This window comes from Streptomyces lydicus, assembly GCF_004125265.1.
GTDB classification, from domain to species: domain Bacteria; phylum Actinomycetota; class Actinomycetes; order Streptomycetales; family Streptomycetaceae; genus Streptomyces; species Streptomyces lydicus_C.
On the sequence record NZ_RDTE01000003.1, the window covers coordinates 4,460,158 to 4,485,296 of the forward strand.

The following is a 25,139-nucleotide window of genomic DNA, read 5'->3' on the forward strand; positions in this document are numbered from 1 at the left end:
CGAGGGGCGTGGGTTTCACCAGGCCGTGACTGCGGCATCTGTCCCCTATGAACGTACGGCCAGTCGTCAAACGCACCGCCCGCGCGATTCTGCTCGACGGCGCGGACCTGGTTCTGATCAAGCGCACCAAGCCGGGCCGGGCCCCGTACTGGATCACTCCGGGCGGTGGCGTGGAGCCCGAGGACGCCACCGTCATCGACGCCCTCCACCGTGAACTGGACGAAGAGCTGGGCGCGAAGATCAAGGACGTGGTGCCGGTCTTCGTCGACACCGTCGAGCACTTCAGCGACGGTGGGGTGGACGGCGTGAAGGTCCAGCACTTCTTCGTCTGCCGGCTCGATTCAATGGACGTCTCTCGCCGGCACGGTCCCGAGATCGAGGAGCCCTGCGGGGAGTACGAGATCGTGCGGGTGCCCTTCACCCGTGTCGGCATCGCCTCCGTCGAGGTCGTGCCACTGTCGCTGCGGCACTACCTCGACGGCAACATCGAGGGTGTGCGGGCGATGCACGCCCCGGACCTGGGCTGAGAGGTACCCCGCACTCCCGCCCCTGCGGCGGGCTTTCTCAGCCGTCGCGCCGGTCGAACCATCCGCGGAACTCCGGATCGTCCTCCGCGGGCCGACGGGGCTGGGCACGGGCGAGCACCCGCTCGACCCGGTCGAGGAACTCCGCGTTCAGCTCCTCCACGAAGTCGTCCCGGCCCGGGTCACGGTGCGCGGCCGGGTACGCCGGACCGACCCGTGAAGCCGCGTGCGTGCCGCCCCCGGGTACCGGCTCGCTTCCGTATGCCGGACCACTTCCGTACGCCGGGGCGGCGCTCTGGTACACCGCGCCGTCGGTGTCCTCGTGCAGGCCGCCCCGAAGGTGCTCGTTCCTGCGCTCGGCGCGCCGGAAGGGCGGCCGCTGATCTGCCTCCGCCGCCGCGCCGAAGAAGTCACCGCCCTTGCGTTTGGCGTCGTCGGTGCCCCAGGCTCGCGCTCCGCGCTGCTGCGCCGGGCCCTTCTGCAGATGCGGAATGTGCTTGGCGCAGTGGATGTACGCCTCTTCGACCTCGACGGTGACCCACAGTTGGGCACGCCGGCCGGGGACCGGGTCGACCGGCAGACCGGGGTGCTGCAGCCGCATCTCCTCGTCCATGACGACGCGTGCCCGGCCGTTGACGTGCAGTCCGATGCGGTCACGGGTGAAGTCGACCATCAAGATGCCCAGGCGCGGGTTCTCCGAGATGTTGCCGATGGACGCCATGACACCGTTGCCACGGTATTCCGGGTATGCCAGCGTCCGGGCATCGAGCACCTGGACGAACCCCGGCGGCCCGGCCCGGAACGTGGCATCGCATTCGCCGTGCCGGTCGGCCGTGGACAGGAAGAACATCTCCTGTCGGGCCACGAACTCCTGCATACGGACATTGAGATGGTCCAGGACCTGTTCACCATAGAAGCGGTCGGCCCGCTCGGTGGTGCCGAGCCGCTGCTGGACCAGGTGCTCGCCGTCACTCCCGGGGCGCTCTTGCCGTGGCATGCCCCACCCCTCCCCTGTCGGACCGGATTCGACCTGTGCTGCCACGATCTCAATCTCCCGCCGGGACCAGCTCTTCCACGGAGTCGTGCCGTATGCGCTCGGTCGGGATGCCGACCCCCACCAAAGCGTCCACACCGCTGCGAATCAACCCTGGCGGCCCGGAAAGATAGGCGTCATATTCCCGGAAAGGACCGTATTGCCGGACCGCATCGGGCAATTGCCCCCGCTCGCGGCTCGTTCCGCCGCGGGCCGCCGGTCCGCTGGCGACGACCGGGCGCACGGAGAGCCACGGATGGGTCTGCTCCAACTGCAGCATGGTGTCGAGGTCGTAGAGGTCGTGGTCACTGCGGGCGCCGTAGAAGACCTCGACGGGGCGCCGGACACCGTGTTCCGCGACGTCCTCGACCAGCGCCTTGATGGGGGCGATGCCGGTGCCGCCGCCGACGCACAGCAGACCGCTGCGCTTGCTGTGGTCGACGGTCATCGAGCCGCCGGGAGCACCGAGCCGGATGACATCGCCGGGGCGGGCGCGGTGGACCATGGCGTTGGAGACCCAACCGGCCGGGACCGCCTTGACGTGGAAGCAGAGCAGGCCGTCGGAGCGCGGTGCGGAAGCGAAGGAGTAGTGCCGCCAGACCCGTGGCCACCAGGGGGTTTCCACGCTCGCGTACTGCCCGGCGAGGAACGGGTAGGGCTGGTCCGGACGGACCAGTACCACCGCGATATCGGGCGTCCGCAGCTCGTGCGAGACGACCTCGGCCTGCCACCAGGCGGGCGCCACGGCCTCGTTCTCGGCCGCCGCATCGATCATGATCTGCGAGATCGCCGTGTAGGCCCGTACCCACGCGGCCTGGGTCTCGGGTCCCCAACTGGACGTCGCATAGCGTGCGAGCGCGTTGAGCAGGCATTCGCCGACGGCCGGGTAGTGGTCGGGCTGGGTGCCGTACTTGCGGTGACCGCGCCCGAGGTTCGCAAGGTAGGCGGTGAGCACCTCGGCATCGTCGACATGCTGGGCGGCGGTGAGCAGCGCCTTGAAGAGCCGGTCGCGCTGGGTGTCCATCGACGCGGGGAACAGCGCCCGCAGATCGGGGTACTGGACGAAGAGCAGCGCGTAGAAGTACGAGGTGACCTTGTCGGCCACGGGCTCGATTTCCGCCATGGTGCGACGGATGAGCAGCGCGTCGGGGGAGGCGGGCGTGGCGGACGAGGCCGAGGCCTGCAGGGCGCCGAGAGAGGGCGCCGGGGCAGGGGCCGCCGGTCGCGTCGGGGGAGTGAAGGCAGGGGGAGCGGCGGGGGCCTGGTTCTGGGCGGCCGGTGCCGCGACCGGCACGCTACCGGTGGGGGCGTCTCCCGCGGGCGCTCCCGTGGCGCGCGCCGTTTCGTGTACGGGCTCGGGTTCCCGGCCCCGGGCGGATTCGTGCTCCCGGACCGGCTGGCGGTCCATGGGCGGCTCACCACGCCAGGCGGGCTCGGCCTCGTGGCGTGGCGGGGCGGGGGCCGGCACGGTGTTGTCTGAGGCTGTGGTCCCGGGGGTTGTGGTGGCCCCTGGAGCCGTGGTGGTCCCCGAGGCTGCGGTGGACTGCTCGGGGTAGGCGGCCGCGAAGGGCTGCTCGGGGTAGCCGGCCGGGAAAGGCTGCTCGGGATAGCCCGCTGGCGCGGACGGCCGATCCGCATCATGTCGCGGCGGAGGTGCCTGTGACGGCTCCGCCTCTCGGTCGCGCGCGGCGGCAGTGCCTACTGGCCGGATCGGATTGACCGGGCGGCTGGGTATCTGTTCGCGGTCGATCCGTTCATCTCTCTCGTTCCACTCATGGTGGTGTCTGCGGTCGCCGTGGTCGGGGTGTTCACTCCGGTCGCCCGGCTCTGCCGGGGCGTCCTGGTTCTGCTGCCGGTCCTGGCTGTTTTGCCGTTCCTGCTGTTCTCCGGAGGACTTCTTCGCCGGTGGAGTGAACCAACCCCAATCGCCACTGCTCCCGCCGGAAGAGCCACTATCGGCCGACGTGGTGGTCGGAGCGTCCATGGTCTGCCTCGCCTCGAACGTCTTTCGGTTGTCTTCGCACTTCCGTGGAACGGAACTGCGCGGAATTCCCCCGTCCTGCCCCGGAATTCTTCATCGACTCAAGCGACTCCGGCAACACCCTCCAAAGCGGACATATCTCACTCCCTTGCGACAATGCGGAGCAGATGCCGCGTCAGCAGCATGCCATCCCTGCTCACCACATCGGACAAATAGTCGGAAGTCCGGGTGCCGAGGGCCGCTTCGCCGCTAGGCTGACGAGCTTTGAGCTCGCCCTTCGCGCATCGCCGGAATCCATGCCTCCGCCAAGTCGGACTCGACCATACCGGCAGCAGTTGAAACTACAAGCCCTGATCTTGGAACACTCCACGCGGGCCTTCCGATAACAGTGATCCTCCCCACAGACGGCATTTTCGGCGTACACAGTGGACGAATCCGTCGGAGCGGCTTGGAATTACCGGCCAGTACGGACCAGTTCGTAAGCCTCCCGCAGATCACCGCCCGCGTACGCATATGAGGCCAGTCCACTGACATGGTGATCCGCATTCACGGCCACGGACTGCGGAACTGCGGCGAACAGTTCGGTGTCCGACATGGAGTCGCCGTATGCCACGCAGTCGGCTCGGGTCAGCCCGTACTGCACGCAGAGTTCATCGGCAATCCGTACCTTCGCCGCCGACGAGAGGATGCCGGCCGGCTCCACCGCCTCGCGGATCGGCAACGCGGGCCAGCGGGAACCGTGTGCCGCATCGGCGCCCCAGGCCAGCAGCCGTTCGACGAAGAAGCCCGGCGAGAGAGAAATCACTGCGCACCGTTCGCCGCGCGTCCGGATATCAGCCCAGACTTCCCGGATTCCGGTCAGCCAGGGTGAGCCGTCAAAAGCCGCAGCCACCGTGAGTTCGGTCAACTCGGCGGCCCAGAGGTCACATGCCCGCTGTGCGAACTGCAGGGGAGTCAGTTCACCCGCGGCAAATCCGCGTTCCAGATCAGCGATCTCCCGGTCCAGCCCGAGCTGCCGGGAAATCTCAACGGCGGCCGCGGACCCATGGAGCAGAGTCCCGTCCATGTCGAACAGATGCAGCTTGCTCATGCCCTGGAGCCTAGGAGGCGCGAGGACGGCTGGCGAGAGCGGGAATCCGGGGGAAGGGGGCTGTGGCCGGAGGGAAGGGGGTTGTGGCCGGGGACAAGGAGGTTGTAGCCGGGGCCGCACGGCCAGCGGGCCCCGGAGGACGGCCGAAACCGTACGGTCGGGGCCGGTGGCGAGCCGTGTCCGGCACCGTACGTCGGGGCGTACTCAAGCGGCATTGAGGGCGCGGGCGTCCGTCAGAGCCTTTGACGACAGGCCCACGGAGGCCGGGGAGACACACCCTGGCCACAGGAGGAGCATCGTCAGGCGAGGTCGGCCTCCGCTATCGCCTCGGTGACGATCCGGTGGTCCTGCTCGGGGGCACCGCCGCCGAAGCCGAGCGCGCCGATCAGCCGGCCGTCCCGGTGGAGCGGCACACCGCCCGCGAGGAAGAGCAGCGGCCGGTCCAACGCCGTGGGCAAGGTGTGAAATAGCCCGTCGGGCCGTACGAGCTCGACCAGGTCAGCTGTCGGAGCGTCCAACTGGAGCGCTGTGTACGCCTTGCGGGTGCTGGTCTCCCCCGAGATCAGCACGGCTGCGTCGTCCCGCCGGAAACCGAGCAGATGCCCGCCTGCATCCAGAACGCTGACGCTGCCCCGCACCCCGGTGCCTTCGGCGGCACGAACGGCGGCGTCGATGAGGCGCTCGGCATCGCGGGTGGTGAGCGGACGGACGGTAGAGGTGGGCGTAACAGAAGTGGTGGTGCTCACGAGGGCTCTTCCTTGGGTGCGGGGCGGTGCCGGGGGTGCGGGTTGCGCTGGGGGGGGTACGGGTTGCGCTGTGCGTACGGGTTGCGCCGGGGGGTGCTCGTTGGTCCGGTGATGCCCGTGCGCCGCTGATTCGGGGTGCCGTACGGCGGGATCTCTCAGCCGTGCGCCGCCGCTACGGGCTCGTCGGCGGTCGCGTCGGCTCCGCCGCCGGCCACCACGCGGCTGCGGCCTGTCTGACGTCGCTCCAGCGCTGTGGCGAATATCGCCACCCCCAGCGCCGCGACGGTCATCAGCGCACCGACCCAGTTGGGCGCGGTGTAGCCGAGGCCGGCCGAGATCACGATCCCGCCGAGCCAGGCGGCCAGCGCGTTGCCGAAGTTGAAGGCCGCGATATTGCCGGCCGAGGCGAGGGTGGGTGCCGAGGCAGCCTGGTCCATCACCCGCTTCTGCAGCGGCGGAACGGTGGCGAAGCCGAAGATGCCGATCAGCGCGATGGTGACGATGGCGGCGGTCTTGTGGTGCGCGGTGACAGTGAACGCGGCCAGCGACAGTGCCAGACCGGTCATCGACACGAACAGCATCGGCATCATGGCGCGGTCGGTGAAGCGACCGGAGACCAGGTTCCCGCCGACCATGCCGAGGCCGAACACGGCGGTCAGCCAGATCACGGAGGACGGTGCGAAGCCGGTGACCTCGGTCATCATCGAGGCGAGGTAGGTGACGGCCGCGAAGACACCGCCGAAGCCCAGGATCGTCATCAGCATCGCGAGGCCGACCTGCGGGTTGCGGAACACCGCGAGTTCGCTGCCCAGCGGAGAGGCCGCCTTCGCCCGCTGCGCCGGGACCAGCTTGGCGATGCCCAGCAGGCCGAGCACACCGAGCGCGGTGATGGCGTAGAAGGTGGTGCGCCAGTCGGACTGCTGGCTGAGCATGGTGCCGGCCGGTACGCCCACGACGTTGGCGATGGTCAGGCCGCTGAACATCAGCGATATGGCGGTGGCGCGCCTCTCGGGCGCGACGAGGTCGGCGGCGACGAGCGCGCCGATGCCGAAGAACGCTCCGTGCGTGAACGCGGCCACGATCCGCCCGGCGAGCATGATCCCGAAGTCGGGTGCGGTGGCTGTGAGCAGGTTGCCCACGATGAACAGGCCCATCAGCAGCATCAGCATCTGCTTGCGGGTGAAACGCGTGCCGACGGCGGTCATCAGGGGGGCACCGATGACCACGCCGAGGGCGTAGACCGTGGTCGCGTATCCGGCGATGGGGATGGAGACACCAAAACCTGCCGCCATGTCGGGCAGCAGGCCCATGACCGCGAACTCGGTCGTTCCGATCCCAAAGGCACCGATGGCGAGAGCCAGGAGTGCGAGAGGCATGACGGATCCCTTCAGGTGATTGCGCCCGTCCCTTACAAGCGTAAACAATAATTGCAGACGCGGGTTAATCGCAAGCGCCGTATATTTCGCCAGTGCCCTATCCTGGGGTGGTGCGCCCATGAGGCGCGCCCTTGAGGAGGTCGTCGATGACGCAGCGGACGCGGGAGACACAGGAGCAGCGGGAGACGGTGGAGGCACCGCAGTCGGCAGCACCGGCCGATCCCGGCTGCCCGCCTGCGCCGGCCCCTGGACTGGCGCAGGGCTGGTGCGCGCTCTCCGCACTGCACAGCCGCATCGAGTCCCACATCGAACGCGCCCTGCAGACGCACGGCCTCAGCGTCCGCGAGTTCTCGGTCCTCAATGTGCTCAGCGAGCAGCACGACGGTCCCGGCGGCCATCTGCGGATGCACCAGGTCGCGGACTCCGTCGTCCTCAGCCAGAGCGCCACGACCCGCCTGGTCACGCGGCTCGAGGAGCGGGGACTGCTCTCGCGCTACCTGTGCCCCGACGACCGGCGCGGCATCTACACCAATGTGACGCCCGACGGCCTCGCGCTCCTGGTGGAAGCCCGGCCCACCCACGACGGCGCACTGCGTGAAGCCCTCCAGGACGCCGCACAGCGCCCCGAGTTGGCGCCGCTGGTCACCGCCGTCGAAACGCTCGCACCGCCGGAGTGACGCCGACGGCCCGGGGAGGGGAGTCGGGGCCGGCGGGACCGGCGGGACTGGCTGGGCCGACGAGGCCGACGAGGCCGACGAGGCCGACGACTGGATGGGGCACGACTATTGGACGGGGCACGGCCGGCCGCCTGCCGACCGCACCCTCGATCGCACGGCATAAGGTCACGCCCATGAGCGATATCGAGATGCGCCGCGCGACCGAGACCGACCTGCCCGCCATCGTCGCGATGCTCGCCGACGACCCCTTGGGCGCCGCCCGCGAATCGCCGGACGACTTGGCTCCCTACCGCGCCGCGTTCGAGGCACTGGCCGCCGACCCGGGGCAGCACCAGATCGTCGCGGTCCGCGACGGGCGAACGGTCGGCACGCTTCAGCTCACGGTCATCCCCGGCCTGTCCCGGCGCGGTGCCACCCGCGCGATCATCGAGGGGGTACGGGTCCATAGCGACGAGCGCGGCAGTGGCCTCGGCACCCAGCTCATCGAGTGGGCCGTCGCGGAATCCCGCACGCTCGGCTGTCAGATGGTCCAGCTCACCTCGGATGCCACCCGCGTCGACGCCCACCGTTTCTATGAGCGCCTCGGCTTCGAGGCCTCCCACCTGGGCTTCAAGCTCCAGCTCTGAGCGGTGCGGCTGCCGATGCGCCACCTCACCTGATCACGTCTGCGGTGTGCGTCCCCGCGTCCGGTGTGCCTTCTGCCGGCAGGCACCACCGCAGTAGCGCGGGGGCCGGCCCGTGCGCGCCGCCGCGATCGCCGCACCGCACGTCCCACATCGTGGTTCGTTACGTTTCATGGGCTCCACGGGGAGTTTCGTCACTGCGTGCGGCGGGCGCAGCGCATCGCACATCAGCGCCGTCATCCGGCCCTGCTCCCCCGACTCCGCACCGGTTGCCACCCGGGCCCGCTCCATGGAAAGACAGCCCACCAGCAGGGCCCTGAGATCCGCTATGCCGACGTCCCGCCGTACGGCGCCCGCCTCTTGGGCCCTCCCGAGCAGGACCTCCAGCGCATCGTCGAAGTCCTGGCCAACCCCCGGCGACGGTTCGAAACGGCCCGCACCGGCGGCTTCCAGTGCGTCACACAACGCCTTGTTCCGTGAGGCGAGCCGCACCACGGAGGAAAGGAAGCGGAAGAACACCGCACCAGGGTCCGGCGTCTCGGCCAAGTCCCTTGCGGTGTCGGTGAAAAGCTCGATCCGCTCCACGATCGTCGCCTTGAACAGGGCTTCCTTCGAAGGGAAATGGCGGTAGACGGTTCCCGCGCCGACGCCCGCACGGCGCGCGATCTCCCCGAGCGGTACCCCCAATCCCTGTTCCTCGAAAGCGAATCGAGCCGCCTGGAGCACCACTGCCCTGTTGCGCCGCGCATCCGCACGGGGGCGTGTGACACCACTCTGGATCACCGCCGGACCTCCTGAGAAACATCGACACCCGGTGCGCGCGTTCCGCTCTTTCAAACGGGTCGCTCGTTCCGATTCTATGAGAGGGTTCCAGCAAGATCGTTCAGGGCTGCAGCCGCGCGGCGGCCGGAAGCGGCCCCGCGGTCGACGTCCACGCGGACAGTGGGCCGCCGGCAGGACCGCTCCGCTGGATTGGGGCCCGCAAAAGGTGAGCGGGGTGGGTTCTGCCAGACGCCGACGGGCATCCAGCGGCATCTTGAAGCGTCTTGTGCGTCCAGCCTGCCGCCGGAGCCTCGGGCACGCCACCGGGCTACTCCTGGCCGACGCCAGACCAGATACCCGCCGGCCACGGTGCCGCCGACGCCGGCTCCAAGAAGAACAACGCCTCTCCGCTTCCTCCGTCGGAGCTCAACTTCCCGGCAAGGGAAGGAGGTTGGGAACCGTGGGGTCTTCGGAGAGCACCCCCGCGAGCCTGGGCGTTTCACGTGAAACGACGCCGCTTCCGGATATACGTGTGGGGTCGTGTTTCACGTGAAACACGACCCCACCACGACCACTAGCCCTACGGCTGGGCGCAGGCTCGCCTCAGTGTGCGGCCGCCGCGTCCCATGCACCGGCCGCCGCCTGCGCCGCAACCTCGGCATCCACGGACGCACCCAGCGCACGCAGTCCGCCCGCCAGTGCCGCCAGCGACGCCATGACCACCGCCCGGTCGGCGGCGCGGCCATAGTGGTTCACCCGGATCATCTCCTTGGCCAGCGCACCCGCCGCTGCCTGCACGGGCACCGCTGCATCCACCGCGAGCGCCGCGGTCACGATCTCCCGGGCGTCCATGCCCTCAGGCGCACGGAGCGTCGTGGCGGCCGGCGCCGCGTCCTCGTCACGGACGACGTAGGGAGCGAGACCGCCCAGCGCCCGCACACCGGCCCTGGTCGCCGCGGCCGCCGCCCGGTGCCGGGTGATGACGGCATCCAGGCCCTCGGCGCGCAGACGGTCCGTAGCCTGCTCCAGCGCGAGCATCTCCAGTTGCGCCGGAGCATGCGGCAGTGCCGTGCGTCCACCGTCGATCCAGCGCTCCTTCCAGTCCAGCAGCGAGAGGTACGAGCGCCGCGGAGCCTGCTCATTGGCGGCGATCCGCTCCCACGCACGGGCACTGACCGAGACCGCCGACACCCCGGCAGGCCCTGCCATCGCCTTCTGCCCGCCGATCACACACAGGTCCACACCCCATTCGTCGGTGAGCAGCGGCTCGGCACCCACCGACGCGACCGCGTCCAGCATCAGCAGCGCGCCGTGCTCCCGCACCACCCTGCCGAGCTCCGCGACAGGGTTGGTGTTGCCGGTGGCTGCCTCCGCGTGCACCAGGCTCACGAAGTCGATCTCGGGGTGCTCCTGCAACGCTTCCGCCACCTGCCGCGGGTCGACCGCACCCGTGAACGGCGCGGTGACGGTGACCACCTCGGCTCCGCAGGAGCGCAACCAGCCACCGAACGTCTCGCCATAGGGGCCGGTGATGATGTTGAGCGCGGTGCTGCCTGGCCGCACTGCCGAGCGGATGCAGGCCTCCAGGGGCAGCAGCGCCTCGCCCTGCATCGCCACCACATCGCAGCGGGTGTGCATGAGGGCGGCGACCTTGTCCTCGATCCGCGCGAAGTGAGCCGCGGTAAGCGGCGGCAGGTCGAGCAGTTCGGGCAGATCCGGGGCAGCGGCGTTCGCGGTCGGGTCAGACACGGCAGTCACAGGGCCTTCCAGCGGTAGCGAGCCGACTCGGCGCGGCTCCTGACATCTGGTTCGACTGTACGTCCGCTTCCCGGCCCCCTGCCGTACAGCCTCACACCCTCCAGCTCCGCGGATCCACGCCACCGGGCACCGCTTCCGACGGCTCGTACGGCCCGCGGGTGAACACGAAGGTGGCGAGATCCAGATGGCTCACCGAGCCGTCCCGCTCCCGCACCACGCGCAGGGTCTCGCCCGCGTAATAGCCGTCCAGCCCCGTCCATGTGCCGTCCTCCTCGGCCCGGAACCGTGAGAGCCGTCCCGTTCCGGACAGCGGCGTGAGCTCCAGCCCGCCCCCGGCCCGCAGCCGCAGGAGGTGCGGGTTCGCGCCCCAGTACCAGGTGCCGGTCAGCGCCAGCAGGTCCGGATCCAGCGGTCCGGGCATCGGGCGCCAGGGCTCGGGGATCCGGGGCTCCGACTCGCTCACGATCCCGGTGAGATCGGCGGCGAGGGACGCGACCGCCGGGCCCGAGGTGCAGTTGGCGAGCACGACCCCGGCGACGTCCTCCTCGGGATCGGTCCACAACGCAGCCAGAAAACCGGGCATCGAACCGACGTGCCCGGCCAGCAGCCGCCCTTCGCGCCGTACGAGCTGAAGGCCCAGTCCGTACCCCGCGTCCCACGCGTTCCCCTCCGGCGGTACGGCCGGCCTCCGCATCTCGGCCAGGCTCGCCGCACCGAGCACCCGCTGGTCGCCCCGCAGCAGAAACGCCGCCCACCGGCACAGATCCCTGGCGGTGGACCACAGCTGCCCCGCGGGGCCCATCAAACCGGTGTCCTCGGCCGGCTCCGGCAGCACGGCGTCGGCCCACGGGTGGACTGCCCAGCCACTCGCGTGCGGCCGCTCCGGTCCCGGCGTCGTGCGCCCCATGTGCAGCGGCTCCAGCACCTCCGTCCGCAGCACCTCGCCCCACGGGGTTCCGCCTCGCAGCCGTTCGACCAGCGCGCCGAGCAGTGCGTAGCCGGGGTTGGAGTAATGGTGGCGCCGTCCGGCGGGGAGCCGCTGCGGCCGTTCACCGAAGAGGTCGGCCGGCTCGGGCCGCAGGGCACCCGTGGTCCGTTCCCACCACGGCCCTCGCGCCTCCGCCGTCAGCCCCGAACTGTGCGAGAGCAGTTGAGCGATCGTCGCATCCGGCACCGGAGTCCCGTCCAGGTGCCTGCCGACCGGGTCCTCCAGGCTCAGCAGCCCCTCGTCCCGCAGCCGCATGACCAGCACGGCGACAAAGGTCTTGGTCAGCGAACCGATCCGGTACTGCACCTCTCCGTGCGGCGCCTCCCCCTCCACCGAGCCCCGGCCGGCCGTCCACACCGTCCGCCCGCCGCGGACCACCGCACCCGTCATGGAGGGCGCCCGCCCCTCGGCCTGCCCGACCGCCAGCCGGTGCAGCAATGCCCGCCGTGTCCGGGGCAACAGCTCCGCGAACTCCTCGGGCGTGGCGGCCACCTGCGGCAGAGGGCACGCGGCCCCCGGCTCGTGGGACTCCGTGGACTCTCCGATGGTCATGGCACTCCTCAACAGCGGATCCGGTTCGGCCGGGCCCCATCCTCGCCGCCTCACCGCAGCGCTGCCGCCCCGGTCAGCGTGCCCAGGGCCCCGCCTGCCGTACGGCACCGGCGAGTTCGGCCCCGCCCCACCATGCCCGCGCCCGGCTCCCGCGGCCCTCCCCCGCGTCGGCTGCCTCCCGCAGGAACCTCCACGCCCTGACGGAGCTTCAACCAACCTGAGGGTCAAGATGCACGGCCCGCCCCCGACCGGTCCCCTCAACCGGGCCCACCCGTCGACCACCACAGCCGCCCGGCACATCCTCAGGCAGTCAGCTCCGCCGCGCTCCGGAACGTCCGCCGATACGCCTGCGGTGACACCCCCACCGCACCGTGCAGATGCTGACGCAGGGAGGTGCCCGTGCCGAAGCCCGCGTGATGGGCGACGAGGTCGATGGACCAGTCCGTGGTCTCCAGCAGATGCCGGGCGCGTTCGACGCGCTGGCCGGCGAGCCACTGGCCTGGGCTCATCCCGACCTCGTCACGGAAGCGCCGGGTGAGGGTGCGCACGCTGACCCGGGCGTGCGAGGCGAGGGCGTTCAGCGTGAGCGGCTCGCCGAGACGCTCCAGGGCCCATGCGCGGGTGGCCGCGGTGCCGCCCGCCGACGGGCCGGGGACGGGCAGCCGGATGAACTGGGCCTGACCGCCGTCCCGCCAGGGCGGCACCACACACAAGCGGGCCACTTCGTTGGCGACGGCGCTGCCGTGGTCACGGCGCACGAGGTGCACACACAGGTCCACACCGGCGGCGGCACCGGCAGAAGTGAGGACGTCGCCGTCGTCGACGAAGAGCACATTGGGGTCGACACGGACCGTCGTGAAGAGGCGTTGCAACTGTGCGGCCTCCCGCCAGTGCGTGGTGGCCGGACGGTGATCGAGCAACCCCGCGGCGGCCAGTGCGAACGCACCGGTGCAGATCGCCACCATCCGGGTGCCGGGCCGTACGTGCTCCAGCACCTTGCGCAGTTCCTCGGGCAGCCGGCCGTCCTGGACGATCGAGCCCAGCGCGTGGGACGGCGGGATGACGACGGTGTCCACACTCGCGAGCACGGAGGCGTCCTCGGCGACCGCAATGTCGTAGTCGGCCTCGGCGCTCACCGGACGCCCGTCCGGACTGCAGGTGACCACGGAGTAGAGGGGCTTGCCGTCGGCGCTGTGCGCGGCGCCGAAGATCCGCGCGGGGATCCCGAGCTCGAAGGGGACGACACCGTCCAGGGCGAGAACACCAACGCGATGCATGACCCGATTCTTTCAAACGTTGGCCATCTGGACACCGCTGGGTCCGTGCCCGCCGCGCAAAGCTGGCAGCACCCCGGGAAACGCGGCCGCCCAGCGGCGCGGAACGCCCGTCATCGCCGTAGGCCCCAGTACCAAGGAGACCCATGTCCGAGACCCGGACCCCGCAGATGCGTGCCGTCAGCCAGGACACCGCCGGTGGCCCCGACGTCCTCAAGATGATCACCACCGACCGGCCGGTACCCGGCCCGACGGAGATCCTGGTCCGGGTGCACGCCGCGGGCGTCAATCCGACCGACTGGAAGAGCCGCACCCAGGGCGCGTTCCTCAGCGGGGCCAAGGCCCCCTTCACCTTGGGCTTCGATGTCTCCGGCGTGGTCGAGGCGGTCGGGCTCGGTGTGACCGTCTTCGCGCCGGGCGACAAGGTCTTCGGCATGCCCCGCTTCCCGCACCCCGCCGGGGCCTACGCGGAGTACGTCACCGCCCCGGCGCGCCACTTCGCCCACCTCCCTGCGAACCTGGATCACGTCCAGGGGGCCGCCCTCCCGCTGGCGTCGCTGACGGCCTGGCAGGCCCTGGTCGACACCGCGAACGTGCAGCCGGGCTCGCGGGTGCTGATCCACGCCGCGGCAGGCGGAGTCGGCCACCTGGCCGTACAGATCGCCAAGTCCCGCGGCGCATACGTCATCGGCACCGCGCGGCAGGCCAAGCACGACTTCCTGCGTGGCCTGGGCGCCGATGAACTCGTCGACTACACCCGGCAGGACTTCGCGGAGACGGTGCGCGACATCGACATCGTCCTCGACACCATCGGCGGTGACTACGGAGCCCGCTCGCTGCGTACCCTGCGACCCGGCGGCACGCTGGTGTCGATCCTGCCGCTGGACGACTCCTTCCCGGCCGCGCAGGCACGCGAGGCAGGCATCCGCGCGGGGTTCCTGCTCGTCGAGCCGGACCAGTCCGGACTGCGCGCCGTCGCCGACCTGGTGAACAGCGGAAAGCTGCAGGTCACGGTCGACACCGTGCTGCCTCTCCAGGAGGCCGCGAAGGCGCACACCCTCGGCGAGACCGGCCGCACCACCGGAAAGATCGTCCTGTCCGTCGCGCCCTGACGGCGGTCATCGGGCGGCGTCCGTCATGCGCTGTGCGCCGCGGACGCGCCCCTCAGGTCTGCGCCATGTCCACGAAGCGTGAGTAGTGGCCCTGGAACGCGACCGTGATCGTCGCCGTGGGGCCGTTACGGTGCTTCGCCACGATCAGGTCGGCCTCGCCTGCCCGCGGGGACTCCTTCTCATAGGCGTCCTCGCGGTGCAGCAGGATGACCATGTCGGCGTCCTGCTCGATCGAACCGGATTCACGCAGGTCGGAGACCATCGGCTTCTTGTCCGTACGCTGCTCGGGACCACGGTTCAGCTGGGAGAGCGCAATCACCGGGAGCTCCAGCTCCTTCGCCAGCAGCTTGAGGTTTCGGGACATGTCCGAGACCTCCTGCTGGCGGCTCTCGGCGCGCTTCGAGCCGCCGGACTGCATCAGCTGGAGGTAGTCGATGACCACCAGCTTCAGTTCGTTGCGCTGCTTGAGCCGACGGCACTTGGCGCGGATCTCCATCATCGACAGGTTCGGCGAATCGTCGATGTACAGCGGCGCGGCGGAGACATCCGGCATCCGGCGCGCCAGCCGTGTCCAGTCCTCGTCCGTCATGCTGCCGGAGCGCATGTGATGCAGCGCGACCCGCGCCTCGGCGGACAGCAGACGCATCGCGATCTCGTTGCGCCCCATTTCCAGCGAGAAGATCACGCTCGGCAGGTTGCTCTTGATCGAGCAGGCCCGCGCGAAGTCCAGCGCCAGGGTCGACTTACCCATGGCGGGACGGGCCGCGATCACGATCATCTGGCCGGGGTGCAGGCCGTTCGTGAGGGAATCCAGGTCGGTGAAGCCTGTCGGCACGCCCGTCATCTGGCCCTGGCGCGAGCCGATCGCCTCGATCTCGTCGAGGGCGCCCTCCATGATGTCGCCGAGCGGAAGGTAGTCCTCGCTGGTCCGCTGCTCGGTGACGGCGTAGATCTCCGCCTGGGCGCTGTTGACGATCTCGTCGACATCGCCGTCCGCGGCGTATCCCATCTGCGTGATGCGGGTGCCGGCCTCGACCAGCCGGCGCAGCACCGCCCGCTCATGGACGATCTCGGCGTAGTACTCGGCGTTGGCGGCCGTCGGTACGGACTGGACGAGCGTGTGCAGATACGAGGCGCCGCCGACCCGCGCGATCTCGCCGCGCTTGGTCAGCTCCGCGGCGATGGTGATCGGGTCGGCGGGCTCGCCCTTGGCGTACAGGTCGAGGATCGCCTGGTAGACCAGCTCATGGGCGGGGCGGTAGAAGTCCTCGCCCTTGAGAACCTCGACGACATCCGCGATCGCGTCCTTGGACAGCAGCATGCCGCCGAGCACGGACTGCTCGGCATCCAGGTCCTGTGGGGGGACGCGCTCGAACCCGCCTGCCCAGGAGCCGCCGTCGTCGTCACGTTCCTGGCGGTCGCCGCGGCCGCGTCCCTTGCCCTCGCCCCGCCGGGAGCGGGCGGCCGGCAGCAGGTCGCTGGGACCGGAGTCCGCCCAGGGGTCTTCCATGGGCTCGGGAATGCTCACCCCGGCACCTCCTCCCGTCCGCGGCGCGGACCTTGCTGTGCTGTTCTTTCTTACGGCACAGCTCTGACAATCGAGACGCCCGACTCCGGTTACGGCGCGTCGAGTTCGGACGATTTCTCAGGCCGGAACAGGCGGCGGGTGCCGGACCACGGTAGGCCCGTGGGCACCGTCCGCCAATCTGGTTATCCACAGGCCATGTGGATGACTGGCCTACAGCTGTGGAGAAGTCCCCTGATCCTGTGCACGGCACGGGGGAAACTTCTGTGGACAAGCACACAATCACCCCACCCGCACCCGCCTGACCTGCAGTTTCCTCATCCATAGGCTGTGGGGAAGAAAAACTTCCCCACGCGGCTCAAGATCACGACAAACGGCACAGGGGAGGCAACCCCACACAGTGGAAAGTAAGGACTGCAAAGGGTTTGCATCTCTTACCTGTGGACGATTACCTTGGGCGCATGACCCAGGCTCCCGCGACACCGCGGCGCACCGACCGCCGCCATGACCGCGAGATCATCGCCCTCGCCCTGCCCGCCTTCGGCTCACTGGTCGCGGAACCTCTCTTCGTCATGGTCGACAGCGCCGTCATCGGCCATCTCGGCACTCCCCAGCTCGCCGGCCTGGGTATCGCCGCCGCCCTGCTCACCACCGCCGTCTCCGTCTTCGTCTTCCTCGCCTACGCGACCACCGCGGCGGTCGCCCGCAGGGTCGGCGCCGGCGATCTTCCCGCCGCCATCCGCCAGGGCATGGACGGCATCTGGCTCGCCCTGCTGCTCGGCGCCGCCGTCATCGTGGCCGTCCTGCCCACGGCCCCCTGGCTCGTCGAGGCCTTCGGCGCCTCCGCCACCGCCGCCCCGTACGCGGCGGCGTATCTGCGCATCAGCGCCCTCGGTATCCCCGCGATGCTCGTCGTGCTGGCCGCCACCGGCGTGCTCCGCGGGCTCCAGGACACCCGGACCCCGCTCTATGTCGCCATCGGCGGCTTCTCCGTCAACGCCGCGCTCAACGTCTGCCTGGTCTACGGCGCCGGGCTCGGCATCGCGGGCTCCGCCTGGGGCACGGTCATCGCCCAGTGCGGCATGGCCGCCGTCTACCTCACCGTGGTCATCCGCGGTGCGCGACGGCACGGCGCCTCGCTGCGCCCCGACATCGCAGGCATCCGCGCCTCGGCCCAGGCAGGGGTCCCGCTGCTGGTCCGTACGCTCTCGCTGCGCGCGGTGCTGATGATCGCCACCGCCGTTGCCGCCCGGCTCGGCGATGCCGAGGTCGCCGCGCATCAGATCGTGCTCACGCTGTGGTCCCTGCTGGCCTTCGCACTGGACGCCATCGCCATCGCCGGGCAGGCCATCATAGGCCGCTACCTCGGTGCGGAGGACCGCGACGGCGCCCGGGCCGCCTGCCATCGGATGGTCCAGTGGGGCATCGCCGCCGGCCTGGTCCTCGGTGTGCTGGTCGCGCTCACCCGCCCCTTGTTCATCCCCCTGTTCACCTCGGACCCCGCCGTGCAGGGCCCGCTGCTGAACACGCTCCTGGTCGTGGCCGTGACACAGCCGGTCTCCGGCATCGTCTTCATCCTCGACGGCGTCCTGATGGGCGCGGGGGACGGCCCGTATCTCGCCTGGGCCATGGTGGTGACACTGGCACTGTTCGCTCCGGCCGCGCTGGCCGTACCCGCCCTGGGCGGCGGACTGGTGGCGCTGTGGTGGGCCATGGCGCTGATGATGACCGTCCGCATGCTGACTCTGTGGCTGCGTACCCGCTCCGGCCGGTGGATTGTGACAGGAGCCTCGCGCTGAACCATCTCCCGTAACACGCACCGCATGTCAATAATGACCGTGTGCGCTCGCTTGCCGGTAGGTCCGTGGTGCCCCTGACGGTCGTCGTCATGGTGGCTGCTGTCGTGGTGGGCTATGCCTCGGAGGGGGAGGGCGAGAGGAGCAGCAGCCGTGTCAGCGGTCACAGCAGCTTCGGCAAGTCCGGCGAATCCGGCCAAGATCCCCAGGATCAGGATCCCGCCGCGACGGCTCCGGCCGAAGACGGCAATGCCTACACTCCACGCCGTACCGAGCAGAACGCCCGGGTCGGCGTGGTCTTCGAGAAGGACGACTCCGGAGACCACTTCTGTACGGCGAGCGTGGTGCAGAGCCCGGGCCGGAACATGCTCATCACCGCAGCGCACTGCGCCTTTGACGCGGACGCCGGAACGACGGTGAACGATCTCGTCTTTGCCCCCGACTACCGCGACCGCGACGAGCCCACCGGCCTCTGGAAGGTCAAGAAGGTGATCGTCGACGACCGCTGGGCCAAGTCGCAGGACGAGGATCTCGATGTCGCCTTCCTCGTGCTCGACAAGAAGAACGGCAAGCAGATCCAGGACGTCCTGGGCGGCAACACCCTGGGCATCGACCGTGGCTTCAACAACGAGGTCAAGATCACCGGCTATCCGACCAGCCGTGACACCCCGATCTCCTGCCAGAACCGCACCACGAAATACAGCGACACCCAGATGCGCATCCAGTGCACCGACTTCGAGGGCGGGACCAGCGGCAGCCCCTGGCTGGCCGACTACGACCCCAAGAGCCACACCGGCACGGTCATCGGTGTTCTCGGCGGCCATGAAGGCGGTGGCGACGAAGACGATGTCTCCTACGCCGCGTACTTCGACGACGACGTCGCCGAGCTCTACCGGCGCGCTCAGGACGAGGACTGACAGCCGGCTGCCGGCGCCCCGGACACGGCGAAGGGCCGCACCCCGATGGTGACGGGATGCGGCCCTTCGGCGTGGTGCGGAAACTACGCGGCGACGACCTCGACGCCGAGCTTCGCCACGACCTCGGCGTGCAGACGCACGGAGATCTGGTGCGCGCCCAGGGTCTTGATCGGCGAGCCGAACTCGACACGACGCTTGTCGACGTCCGGACCACCGGCGGCCTTGATCGCCGAGGCGACATCGGCCGGGGTGACGGAGCCGAACAGGCGGCCCGCGTCGCCGGCGCGAACGGCCAGCTTCACGTTGACGCCCTCGAGCCGGCCCTTGACCTCGTTGGCCTGCTCGATCGTGGCGATCTCGCGGATCTTGCGACCGCGGCGGATCTGCTCGACGTCCTTCTCGCCACCCTTGGTCCAGCGGATCGCGAAACCGCGCGGGACCAGGTAGTTACGGGCGTACCCGTCGCGGACGTCAACGACGTCGCCGGCGGTGCCGAGGCCGGAGACCTCGTGGGTGAGGATGATCTTCATGATTCGGTCACCCTTCCCTTATCGCGCGGTGGACGTGTAGGGCAGCAGCGCCATCTCACGGCTGTTCTTCACGGCCGTGGCGACGTCACGCTGGTGCTGAGTGCAGTTGCCGGTGACTCGGCGGGCACGGATCTTGCCGCGGTCGGAGATGAACTTCCGCAGCAGGTTCGTGTCCTTGTAGTCGACGTAGGAGATCTTCTCCTTGCAGAACACGCAAACCTTCTTCTTAGGCTTGCGAGCAGGCGGCTTCGCCATTATCTCTCTCCAATGAGTTCAAGAAGTTTGTGCTGACGCCCTCAAAGGCCCCTGGCCGCCTCACGGCGCTGTTTCACGTGAAACAGCGCGGAGTCGGGCCGGCTGTACGGACCTAGAAGGGCGGCTCGTCCGAGTAGCCACCGCCGGAGCTACCGCCCCAGCCACCGCCGCCACCCTGCTGACCGCCGCCGGCCGGGCCATTGGTCGCCCACGGGTCGTCGGCGGGAGCACCGCCGCCACCCTGCTGGCCGCCGCCGGGGCCGCCGCCCCAGCCGCCGCCACCCTGGCCACCGCCCTGCTGACCGCCGCCGAAGCCGCCGCCGCCCTGGCCACCGCGACCACTGGTCTTGGTGATCTTGGCCGTGGCGTTCTTCAGGCTCGCGCCGACTTCCTCGACGTCGAGCTCGTAGACCGTGCGCTTCACGCCCTCGCGGTCCTCGTACGACCGCTGCTTGAGGCGGCCCTGGACGACCACGCGGGTACCCCGCGTCAGGGACTCGGCGACGTTCTCCGCCGCCTGACGCCACACCGAGCAGGTCAGGAACAGGCTCTCGCCGTCCTTCCACTCATTGGTCTGACGGTCGAAAGTGCGGGGAGTGGACGCGACGCGGAACTTCGCGACCGCCGCACCGGACGGGGTGAAGCGCAGCTCGGGGTCGTCGACAAGATTGCCGACAACCGTGATGACGGTCTCGCCTGCCATTAGGGGAACCTCTCGGCGGGTGTGCTGCTGGCTGCTGGTGTTGCTGCTACTCGGACCCGGTTACCGCTGGACGCTTGCGCGCTCAGTGGGTCTCGGGACGAAGGACCTTGGTCCGGAGGACCGACTCGTTCAGGTTCATCTGACGGTCGAGCTCCTTGACGACCGCAGGCTCGGCCTGCAGGTCGATGACCGAGTAGATGCCCTCGGGCTTCTTCTTGATCTCGTAAGAGAGACGACGACGGCCCCAGGTGTCGACCTTCTCGACCTTTCCGTTGCCCTCACGGACGACGGAGAGGAAGTTCTCGATCAGCGGGGAGACAGCGCGCTCCTCGAGATCGGGGTCGAGGATGACCATCACCTCGTAGTGACGCATGTAGAACCCACCTCCTTTGGACTCAGCGGCCACGGTCGTTCCGTGGCAGGAGGGTCGTATGCGTTCCGCACCGAGCCCGTCCGGTCATCCGGACAGACATAGGCGCAGACCGTACAGAGTACCTGCCTGAAGCCTTCCGGTTGAAATCCGCCCGCTCCACCCCTCAATCTGGAACACAACGGGTGTGAGCGGCGTTACAGTGCGCCGCCCTGTCATCGGAGGTGCCGTATGGCACAGGCAGCACGGACCCAGCGCAGTCTGCTCTCGCTTCTCAACAGCGACGGCAAGGACCATCCCGTCGAGAACACCATCGCCATTGTGACCGTGGTTCTCGGCGCGATCGCCATCTTCACCACGCTCTCTCCCAGCCTGCACCTGGTCAGCTCCTGGGTCGGCCTGATCGGAATCGGCACCGGCCTGTGGGGACAGTTCATCTCGTCGACGACGGGTGAACGCTTCCTGTTGATCATCGGCCTCGGGGCGGCGGCCGTCGGTTTCTACCTCGGCCTGGCGCACGGCGGCCTCTTCGGCGGCGTGATCGGCTAGCCGATACGGCATACGGGGCTCCGTCCCGTATGGCCCAGACGGGGCGCTCCGCGGTCACAGTAGGCTTCGGCGCGAGAGCCGGAGCCCCACCAAGGGGACACACCTGCCGAGGAGCGCCCCGCATGAGCCTGACCCTGAGGACCATCAGCCGAGAGCAGCATCTGGCATATATCCAGAGTCTGCCCGCGGCCAGCCACATGCAGGTTCCTGCCTGGGCAGACGTCAAGGCCGAATGGCGTTCGGAGAGTCTGGGCTGGTTCGACGCGAACGGCGCGCTGGTCGGCGCGGGACTGGTGCTCTACCGCCAGCTGCCCAAGATCAAGCGCTACCTCGCCTACCTCCCCGAGGGTCCGGTCATCAACTGGTTCTCACCGAACCTCGAGGACTGGCTGCAGCCGATGCTCAGCCACCTCAAGCAGAAGGGCGCCTTCTCCGTGAAGATGGGCCCGCCGGTGATCATCCGCCGCTGGGACTCCGCCGCGATCAAGTCCGGCATCCAGAACCCGGACGTCAAGAGGCTGCGGGATGTCGAGGCCACCCACATCGAGCCCCGCGCCTTCGAGGTCGCCGACCGGCTGCGGCGCATGGGCTGGCAGCAGGGCGAGGACGGCGGCGCCGGCTTCGGCGACGTGCAGCCGCGCTATGTCTTCCAGGTGCCGCTGGCCGACCGCTCGCTGGAGGACGTCCACAAGGGCTTCAACCAGCTGTGGCGCCGTAACATCAAGAAGGCCGAAAAGGCCGGTGTCGAGGTCGTCCAGGGCAGCTACGAGGAGCTGGCCGAATGGCAGCGGCTGTACGAGATCACCGCGGAGCGTGACCGCTTCCGCCCGCGCCCGCTGGGCTACTTCCAGCGTATGTGGACGGCCCTCAACTCCGAGGACCCCAACCGCATGCGGCTCTACTTCGCCCGCCACGAGGGCGAGAACGTCGCCGCGGCCACGATGCTGATCGTCGGGGGCCACGTCTGGTACTCCTACGGCGCCTCCGCCAACCACAAGCGCGAGGTCCGGCCCTCGAACGCGATGCAGTGGAAGATGCTCCAGGACTCCTACGCACTCGGTGCTTCGGTCTACGACCTCCGCGGCATCAGCGACTCGCTGGACGAGAACGACCATCTCTTCGGCCTGATCCAGTTCAAGGTCGGCACGGGTGGGCAGGCAGCGGAGTACCTCGGCGAGTGGGACTTCCCGCTCAACAAGCTGCTGCACAAGGCACTCGACATGTATATGTCGCGCCGCTGACGCTTCACCGCACCGTCCGTACTCCTGACACACCCCAGCCACGAGAAAGGTTCCGGGCCCGGCCATGGCGCTCACCCTCTACGTCGACACCGCGCGCTGGCGGGCGCATCAGCAGAGCGTTCTCCAGCAGTTCCCCGGGCTGGTCCCGGTCTGCAAAGGCAACGGTTACGGCTTCGGCCATGAGCGTCTCGCCGACGAGGCGACCCGCCTGGGCGCCGACATCCTCGCGGTAGGCACGACCTACGAAGCGGCCCGCATCAAGGACTTCTTCAGCGGCGACCTGCTCGTCCTGACCCCGTTCCGCCACGGTGAGGAGCCGGTGCCGCTGCCCGACCGGGCGATCCGCTCGGTCTCCTCGGTCGAGGGCGTGGGTGGCCTGGTCGGCGCCCGGGTCGTCATCGAGGTCATGAGCAGCATGAAGCGCCATGGCGTCAAGCCGGAGGATCTGCCGAAGCTTGCCGCGGCCATCGAGGACATCCGGCTCGAGGGCTTCGCGTTGCACCTCCCGCTGGACCGTGCCGACGGTTCCGACGCGGTCGAGGAGGTCATCGGCTGGATGGACCGGCTCCGCAATGCCCGCCTCCCGCTGCACACCATGTTCGTCAGCCACCTCAAGGCCGACGAACTCGCCCGTCTCCAGCAGCAGTTCCCCCAGACACGGTTCCGCGCGCGGATCGGTACGCGGCTGTGGCTCGGCGACCACGAGGCCACCGAGTACCGCGGCTCGGTGCTCGATGTCACCCAGGTCGCCAAGGGCGAGCGCTTTGGCTACCGCCAGCAGAAGGCGGCCTCCGACGGCTACCTGGTCGTGGTGGCCGGCGGCACCTCACACGGCGTCGGCCTGGAGTCACCCAAGGCACTGCACGGCGTGATGCCGCGTGCCAAGGGCGTGGCCCGGGCCGGCCTGGCCACCGTCAACCGCAATCTCGCGCCGTATGTGTGGGCCGGGAAGCAGCGCTGGTTCGCGGAGCCGCCGCACATGCAGGTGTCGATCCTATTCGTGCCGGGCGACGCACCGCAGCCGCAGGTCGGAGAGGAACTGGTGGCCCATCTGCGGCACACCACCACGCAGTTCGACCGCCTTGTGGACCGCTGACCCGTAGCGCCCGGCTCGGAACACACACCAAGGGCCCGGTGCCGCAGACCTTCTCTGCGGCACCGGGCCCGGTGCATGGATGGCCCGGTGCGGGCTTACTCCCTTACGGCACCCCAGCTCACCTGCGGCGCCCCCTCGAACTGCACCGCGTGCCGGGGACGGTGGGGTGCCCGGCCGAGCACGAACACATCGGGGCTGCGGTCCAGGACGCCGCCCGACGGATCGTCGTCCCCGTCCCTGCGGACCACATCACGCTCCGGCAGCAGGATGTCCCGGATGACCACGGCACACAGATAGAGGGTTCCCAGGAGGTGCAGCACGATGGCCAGCTGGTAGCCCTCGAGCGGCAGGCCCTGGTGCTTGTCTTCGTTGCCTGTGTAGGCGAGGTACATCCAGATCCCCAGGAAGTACATGACCTCGCAGGCCTGCCAGATCAGGAAGTCCCGCCAGCGCGGCCGCGCCAGCACCGCGAGCGGGGTCAGCCACAGGACGTACTGCGGCGAGTAGACCTTGTTGGTCAGAATGAACAGCGCGACGACCAGGAACGCCAGCTGTGCGAACCGTGGCCGGCGCGGCGCATACAGGGTCAGCAGGCCGATGGCGCCACAGCCGAGGATCATCAGCAGCGTGGCATAGGTGTTCGCGTTCTCCAGCGGGTTACCTGTCCGCTGTGAGATCAGGAGCCAGAGCGAACCGAAGTCGATGGGCCGCTCCTGGCTGAACGTGTAGAACTTTGCCCAGCCCTCCCGGATGTGGAATCCCGCACTATCGTGCGTGATCATCACCGGCAGGTTCACCACCAGCCAGGATGCGGCGGCGCCGGCCAGCGCCCGCCCGTACGCACGCCGAGCTCCCGCACGCCAGCACAGCACCAGCAGCGGGCCGAGCAACAGCACCGGGTACAGCTTCGCCGCGGTGGCCAGCCCGATGAGGACACCGGCTGCGAGCGGGCGGCTGCGTGACCACATCAGCATCCCTGCGGCGGTCAGGGCGATCGCCAGCAAATCCCAGTTGATGGTCGCGGTGAGGGCGGCAGCCGGCGCCAGGGCGACCAGGAGGCCGTCCCAGGGGCGTCGGCGGTGGGTGCGGGTCACGCACACGGCGACGACGGCGGCGCAGGCCATCAGCATGCCGGCATTGACCAGCCAGTAGAGCTGTTCGCGGTACTGGATACCCCCGCTGTGCGGGGTCATCCAGGAGGCGATCTCCATGAAGGCGCCGGTGAGCACCGGGTACTCGAGGTACTCCATATCGCCGGGCAACCGGTCGAAATACGGGAGCAGCCCATCGGCGAAGCCCCGGCCCGCATAGAGATGGGGGATATCGGAGTAGCAAGCGTGGACGTACTGGCTCGTGGCACCGAAGAACCAGCCACCGTTGTAGCAGGGCAGCTTCTGCACCATGCCCAGCGCGAACATGCCGATGGCGACGAGCGCAATGACCCGTACTGGCGTCAGCCGGCTGGTCCCGAGCAGTGCGCGCCGGCCGATCGGTCCGCCGATCAGCTCGCTGCCGGCCGCCGCCACCTCATCCCGGCTCGTCGGCCGTACCGGCTCGTCCCGTCGCACGCTCGTCATGGCCCCATCCTGCCGTACGACCCTGTGCAGAAGACGGCGAAGCCCCCGCCCGGCGTGAGCCGTGCGGGGGCTTTATGGCTCCAC

General features: G+C 69.4%; 24 protein-coding genes. 9 read left to right on the top strand and 15 right to left on the bottom strand.

Annotated features, from left to right (window positions below; translation table 11 throughout):
• The first annotated feature begins 47 nt into the window (after nt 1-47).
• Nucleotides 48-527 (top strand): NUDIX domain-containing protein, encoded by a 480-nt coding sequence (locus D9V36_RS21945; RefSeq protein ID WP_129295287.1) that lies wholly within the window; start codon nt 48-50, stop codon nt 525-527.
• A 37-nt stretch (nt 528-564) separates the two neighbouring features.
• On the opposite strand, the gene D9V36_RS21950 is transcribed toward D9V36_RS21945, so the two are convergent.
• The 5 genes from D9V36_RS21950 to D9V36_RS21970 all read right to left on the bottom strand — a co-directional run bounded on the left by D9V36_RS21950 (nt 565) and on the right by D9V36_RS21970 (nt 6,750).
• Nucleotides 565-1,521: a pyridoxamine 5'-phosphate oxidase family protein gene (locus D9V36_RS21950; protein WP_129295288.1), complete on the bottom strand. Its 957-nt coding sequence runs from the start codon at nt 1,519-1,521 to the stop codon at nt 565-567.
• Nucleotides 1,522-1,570: 49 nt separating this feature from the next.
• Entirely contained in the window at nt 1,571-3,541 is a 1,971-nt protein-coding gene (locus D9V36_RS21955) for a globin domain-containing protein (RefSeq protein ID WP_129295289.1), read from the bottom strand.
• Between the two features lie 451 nt (nt 3,542-3,992).
• Complete coding sequence (locus D9V36_RS21960; RefSeq protein ID WP_129295290.1) at nt 3,993-4,628, bottom strand: HAD family hydrolase; 636 nt, start codon at nt 4,626-4,628, stop codon at nt 3,993-3,995.
• A gap of 299 nt (nt 4,629-4,927) precedes the next feature.
• Entirely contained in the window at nt 4,928-5,374 is a 447-nt protein-coding gene (locus D9V36_RS21965) for a GlcG/HbpS family heme-binding protein (protein ID WP_129295291.1), read from the bottom strand.
• 155 nt (nt 5,375-5,529) lie between these two features.
• Nucleotides 5,530-6,750 (bottom strand): MFS transporter, encoded by a 1,221-nt coding sequence (locus D9V36_RS21970; protein WP_129295292.1) that lies wholly within the window; start codon nt 6,748-6,750, stop codon nt 5,530-5,532.
• Between the two features lie 146 nt (nt 6,751-6,896).
• Here D9V36_RS21970 and D9V36_RS21975 point away from each other — a divergent pair, with 146 nt between their 5' ends.
• Together D9V36_RS21975 and D9V36_RS21980 are read left to right on the top strand one after the other, a co-directional pair.
• Nucleotides 6,897-7,427 carry a MarR family winged helix-turn-helix transcriptional regulator gene (locus D9V36_RS21975; RefSeq protein WP_241720976.1) on the top strand — a complete coding sequence of 177 codons (531 nt, stop codon included), beginning with the start codon at nt 6,897-6,899 and terminating at the stop codon, nt 7,425-7,427.
• A gap of 173 nt (nt 7,428-7,600) precedes the next feature.
• Nucleotides 7,601-8,053, top strand: a complete 453-nt coding sequence (locus D9V36_RS21980) for a GNAT family N-acetyltransferase (RefSeq protein ID WP_129295293.1) — start codon at nt 7,601-7,603, stop codon at nt 8,051-8,053.
• A 33-nt stretch (nt 8,054-8,086) separates the two neighbouring features.
• Here D9V36_RS21980 and D9V36_RS21985 read toward each other — a convergent pair whose 3' ends face one another.
• From D9V36_RS21985 to D9V36_RS22000, 4 genes are all read right to left on the bottom strand, one after another.
• Nucleotides 8,087-8,833, bottom strand: a complete 747-nt coding sequence (locus D9V36_RS21985; RefSeq protein ID WP_206739710.1) for a TetR/AcrR family transcriptional regulator — start codon at nt 8,831-8,833, stop codon at nt 8,087-8,089.
• Nucleotides 8,834-9,415: 582 nt separating this feature from the next.
• Entirely contained in the window at nt 9,416-10,570 is a 1,155-nt protein-coding gene (locus tag D9V36_RS21990; RefSeq protein ID WP_129295294.1) for a pyridoxal-phosphate-dependent aminotransferase family protein, read from the bottom strand.
• A gap of 91 nt (nt 10,571-10,661) precedes the next feature.
• A complete protein-coding gene (locus D9V36_RS21995; protein WP_129295295.1) occupies nt 10,662-12,110 on the bottom strand; it encodes a serine hydrolase domain-containing protein in 1,449 nt (482 codons plus the stop codon).
• A gap of 302 nt (nt 12,111-12,412) precedes the next feature.
• Complete coding sequence (locus D9V36_RS22000) at nt 12,413-13,387, bottom strand: GlxA family transcriptional regulator (protein WP_129295296.1); 975 nt, start codon at nt 13,385-13,387, stop codon at nt 12,413-12,415.
• A 143-nt stretch (nt 13,388-13,530) separates the two neighbouring features.
• On the opposite strand from D9V36_RS22000, the gene D9V36_RS22005 reads away from it, so the two are divergent.
• Nucleotides 13,531-14,496 (top strand): NADP-dependent oxidoreductase, encoded by a 966-nt coding sequence (locus D9V36_RS22005; protein ID WP_129295297.1) that lies wholly within the window; start codon nt 13,531-13,533, stop codon nt 14,494-14,496.
• Between the two features lie 52 nt (nt 14,497-14,548).
• On the opposite strand, the gene dnaB is transcribed toward D9V36_RS22005, so the two are convergent.
• The gene (dnaB, locus tag D9V36_RS22010) at nt 14,549-16,006 is read right to left on the bottom strand and encodes a replicative DNA helicase (RefSeq protein ID WP_206739846.1); all 1,458 of its coding nucleotides are present in this window, start codon (nt 16,004-16,006) and stop codon (nt 14,549-14,551) included.
• Between the two features lie 476 nt (nt 16,007-16,482).
• On the opposite strand from dnaB, the gene D9V36_RS22015 reads away from it, so the two are divergent.
• Both D9V36_RS22015 and D9V36_RS22020 read left to right on the top strand, forming a co-directional pair.
• Entirely contained in the window at nt 16,483-17,820 is a 1,338-nt protein-coding gene (locus D9V36_RS22015; RefSeq protein WP_129295299.1) for an MATE family efflux transporter, read from the top strand.
• Between the two features lie 41 nt (nt 17,821-17,861).
• Nucleotides 17,862-18,734, top strand: a complete 873-nt coding sequence (locus D9V36_RS22020; RefSeq protein WP_129295300.1) for a trypsin-like serine peptidase — start codon at nt 17,862-17,864, stop codon at nt 18,732-18,734.
• Between the two features lie 83 nt (nt 18,735-18,817).
• Here the strand turns inward: D9V36_RS22020 and rplI are convergent, their stop codons facing one another.
• The 4 genes from rplI to rpsF form a co-directional block, all read right to left on the bottom strand.
• The gene (gene rplI / locus D9V36_RS22025; protein ID WP_129295301.1) at nt 18,818-19,264 is read right to left on the bottom strand and encodes a 50S ribosomal protein L9; all 447 of its coding nucleotides are present in this window, start codon (nt 19,262-19,264) and stop codon (nt 18,818-18,820) included.
• An 18-nt stretch (nt 19,265-19,282) separates the two neighbouring features.
• Nucleotides 19,283-19,519, bottom strand: a complete 237-nt coding sequence (gene rpsR, locus D9V36_RS22030) for a 30S ribosomal protein S18 (protein ID WP_003978893.1) — start codon at nt 19,517-19,519, stop codon at nt 19,283-19,285.
• Between the two features lie 112 nt (nt 19,520-19,631).
• Nucleotides 19,632-20,222, bottom strand: a complete 591-nt coding sequence (locus D9V36_RS22035) for a single-stranded DNA-binding protein (protein ID WP_088798859.1) — start codon at nt 20,220-20,222, stop codon at nt 19,632-19,634.
• Nucleotides 20,223-20,304: 82 nt separating this feature from the next.
• Nucleotides 20,305-20,595, bottom strand: a complete 291-nt coding sequence (rpsF, locus tag D9V36_RS22040; protein ID WP_006604399.1) for a 30S ribosomal protein S6 — start codon at nt 20,593-20,595, stop codon at nt 20,305-20,307.
• A gap of 228 nt (nt 20,596-20,823) precedes the next feature.
• Between rpsF and D9V36_RS22045 the strand changes: the two genes are divergently transcribed.
• The 3 genes from D9V36_RS22045 (at nt 20,824) to D9V36_RS22055 (ending at nt 23,478) form a co-directional block, all read left to right on the top strand.
• On the top strand, nt 20,824-21,141 hold the full coding sequence (locus D9V36_RS22045) for a hypothetical protein (RefSeq protein ID WP_129295302.1): 318 nt from the start codon (nt 20,824-20,826) through the stop codon (nt 21,139-21,141).
• A gap of 122 nt (nt 21,142-21,263) precedes the next feature.
• Complete coding sequence (locus D9V36_RS22050) at nt 21,264-22,382, top strand: lipid II:glycine glycyltransferase FemX (protein ID WP_129295303.1); 1,119 nt, start codon at nt 21,264-21,266, stop codon at nt 22,380-22,382.
• Between the two features lie 64 nt (nt 22,383-22,446).
• The gene (locus D9V36_RS22055; protein ID WP_129295304.1) at nt 22,447-23,478 is read left to right on the top strand and encodes an alanine racemase; all 1,032 of its coding nucleotides are present in this window, start codon (nt 22,447-22,449) and stop codon (nt 23,476-23,478) included.
• A gap of 95 nt (nt 23,479-23,573) precedes the next feature.
• Here D9V36_RS22055 and D9V36_RS22060 read toward each other — a convergent pair whose 3' ends face one another.
• Nucleotides 23,574-25,055: a glycosyltransferase family 87 protein gene (locus tag D9V36_RS22060; protein WP_129295305.1), complete on the bottom strand. Its 1,482-nt coding sequence runs from the start codon at nt 25,053-25,055 to the stop codon at nt 23,574-23,576.
• Nucleotides 25,056-25,139: the final 84 nt, after the last annotated feature.

Coding starts and splice junctions, on each gene's coding strand:
- D9V36_RS22035 (WP_088798859.1), bottom strand. CDS start 20,222: ATGGCAGGCGAGACCGTCATCACGGTTGTCGGCAATCTTGTCGACGAC.
- dnaB (WP_206739846.1), bottom strand. CDS start 16,006: ATGGAAGACCCCTGGGCGGACTCCGGTCCCAGCGACCTGCTGCCGGCC.
- rplI (WP_129295301.1), bottom strand. CDS start 19,264: ATGAAGATCATCCTCACCCACGAGGTCTCCGGCCTCGGCACCGCCGGC.
- D9V36_RS21945 (WP_129295287.1), top strand. CDS start 48: ATGAACGTACGGCCAGTCGTCAAACGCACCGCCCGCGCGATTCTGCTC.
- rpsF (WP_006604399.1), bottom strand. CDS start 20,595: ATGCGTCACTACGAGGTGATGGTCATCCTCGACCCCGATCTCGAGGAG.
- D9V36_RS21970 (WP_129295292.1), bottom strand. CDS start 6,750: ATGCCTCTCGCACTCCTGGCTCTCGCCATCGGTGCCTTTGGGATCGGA.
- D9V36_RS21960 (WP_129295290.1), bottom strand. CDS start 4,628: ATGAGCAAGCTGCATCTGTTCGACATGGACGGGACTCTGCTCCATGGG.
- D9V36_RS22045 (WP_129295302.1), top strand. CDS start 20,824: ATGGCACAGGCAGCACGGACCCAGCGCAGTCTGCTCTCGCTTCTCAAC.
- D9V36_RS22060 (WP_129295305.1), bottom strand. CDS start 25,055: ATGACGAGCGTGCGACGGGACGAGCCGGTACGGCCGACGAGCCGGGAT.
- D9V36_RS22055 (WP_129295304.1), top strand. CDS start 22,447: ATGGCGCTCACCCTCTACGTCGACACCGCGCGCTGGCGGGCGCATCAG.
- D9V36_RS22050 (WP_129295303.1), top strand. CDS start 21,264: ATGAGCCTGACCCTGAGGACCATCAGCCGAGAGCAGCATCTGGCATAT.
- D9V36_RS21980 (WP_129295293.1), top strand. CDS start 7,601: ATGAGCGATATCGAGATGCGCCGCGCGACCGAGACCGACCTGCCCGCC.
- D9V36_RS21950 (WP_129295288.1), bottom strand. CDS start 1,521: ATGCCACGGCAAGAGCGCCCCGGGAGTGACGGCGAGCACCTGGTCCAG.
- D9V36_RS21955 (WP_129295289.1), bottom strand. CDS start 3,541: ATGGACGCTCCGACCACCACGTCGGCCGATAGTGGCTCTTCCGGCGGG.
- D9V36_RS22015 (WP_129295299.1), top strand. CDS start 16,483: ATGACCCAGGCTCCCGCGACACCGCGGCGCACCGACCGCCGCCATGAC.
- rpsR (WP_003978893.1), bottom strand. CDS start 19,519: ATGGCGAAGCCGCCTGCTCGCAAGCCTAAGAAGAAGGTTTGCGTGTTC.
- D9V36_RS21975 (WP_241720976.1), top strand. CDS start 6,897: ATGACGCAGCGGACGCGGGAGACACAGGAGCAGCGGGAGACGGTGGAG.
- D9V36_RS22005 (WP_129295297.1), top strand. CDS start 13,531: ATGTCCGAGACCCGGACCCCGCAGATGCGTGCCGTCAGCCAGGACACC.
- D9V36_RS22000 (WP_129295296.1), bottom strand. CDS start 13,387: ATGCATCGCGTTGGTGTTCTCGCCCTGGACGGTGTCGTCCCCTTCGAG.
- D9V36_RS21995 (WP_129295295.1), bottom strand. CDS start 12,110: ATGACCATCGGAGAGTCCACGGAGTCCCACGAGCCGGGGGCCGCGTGC.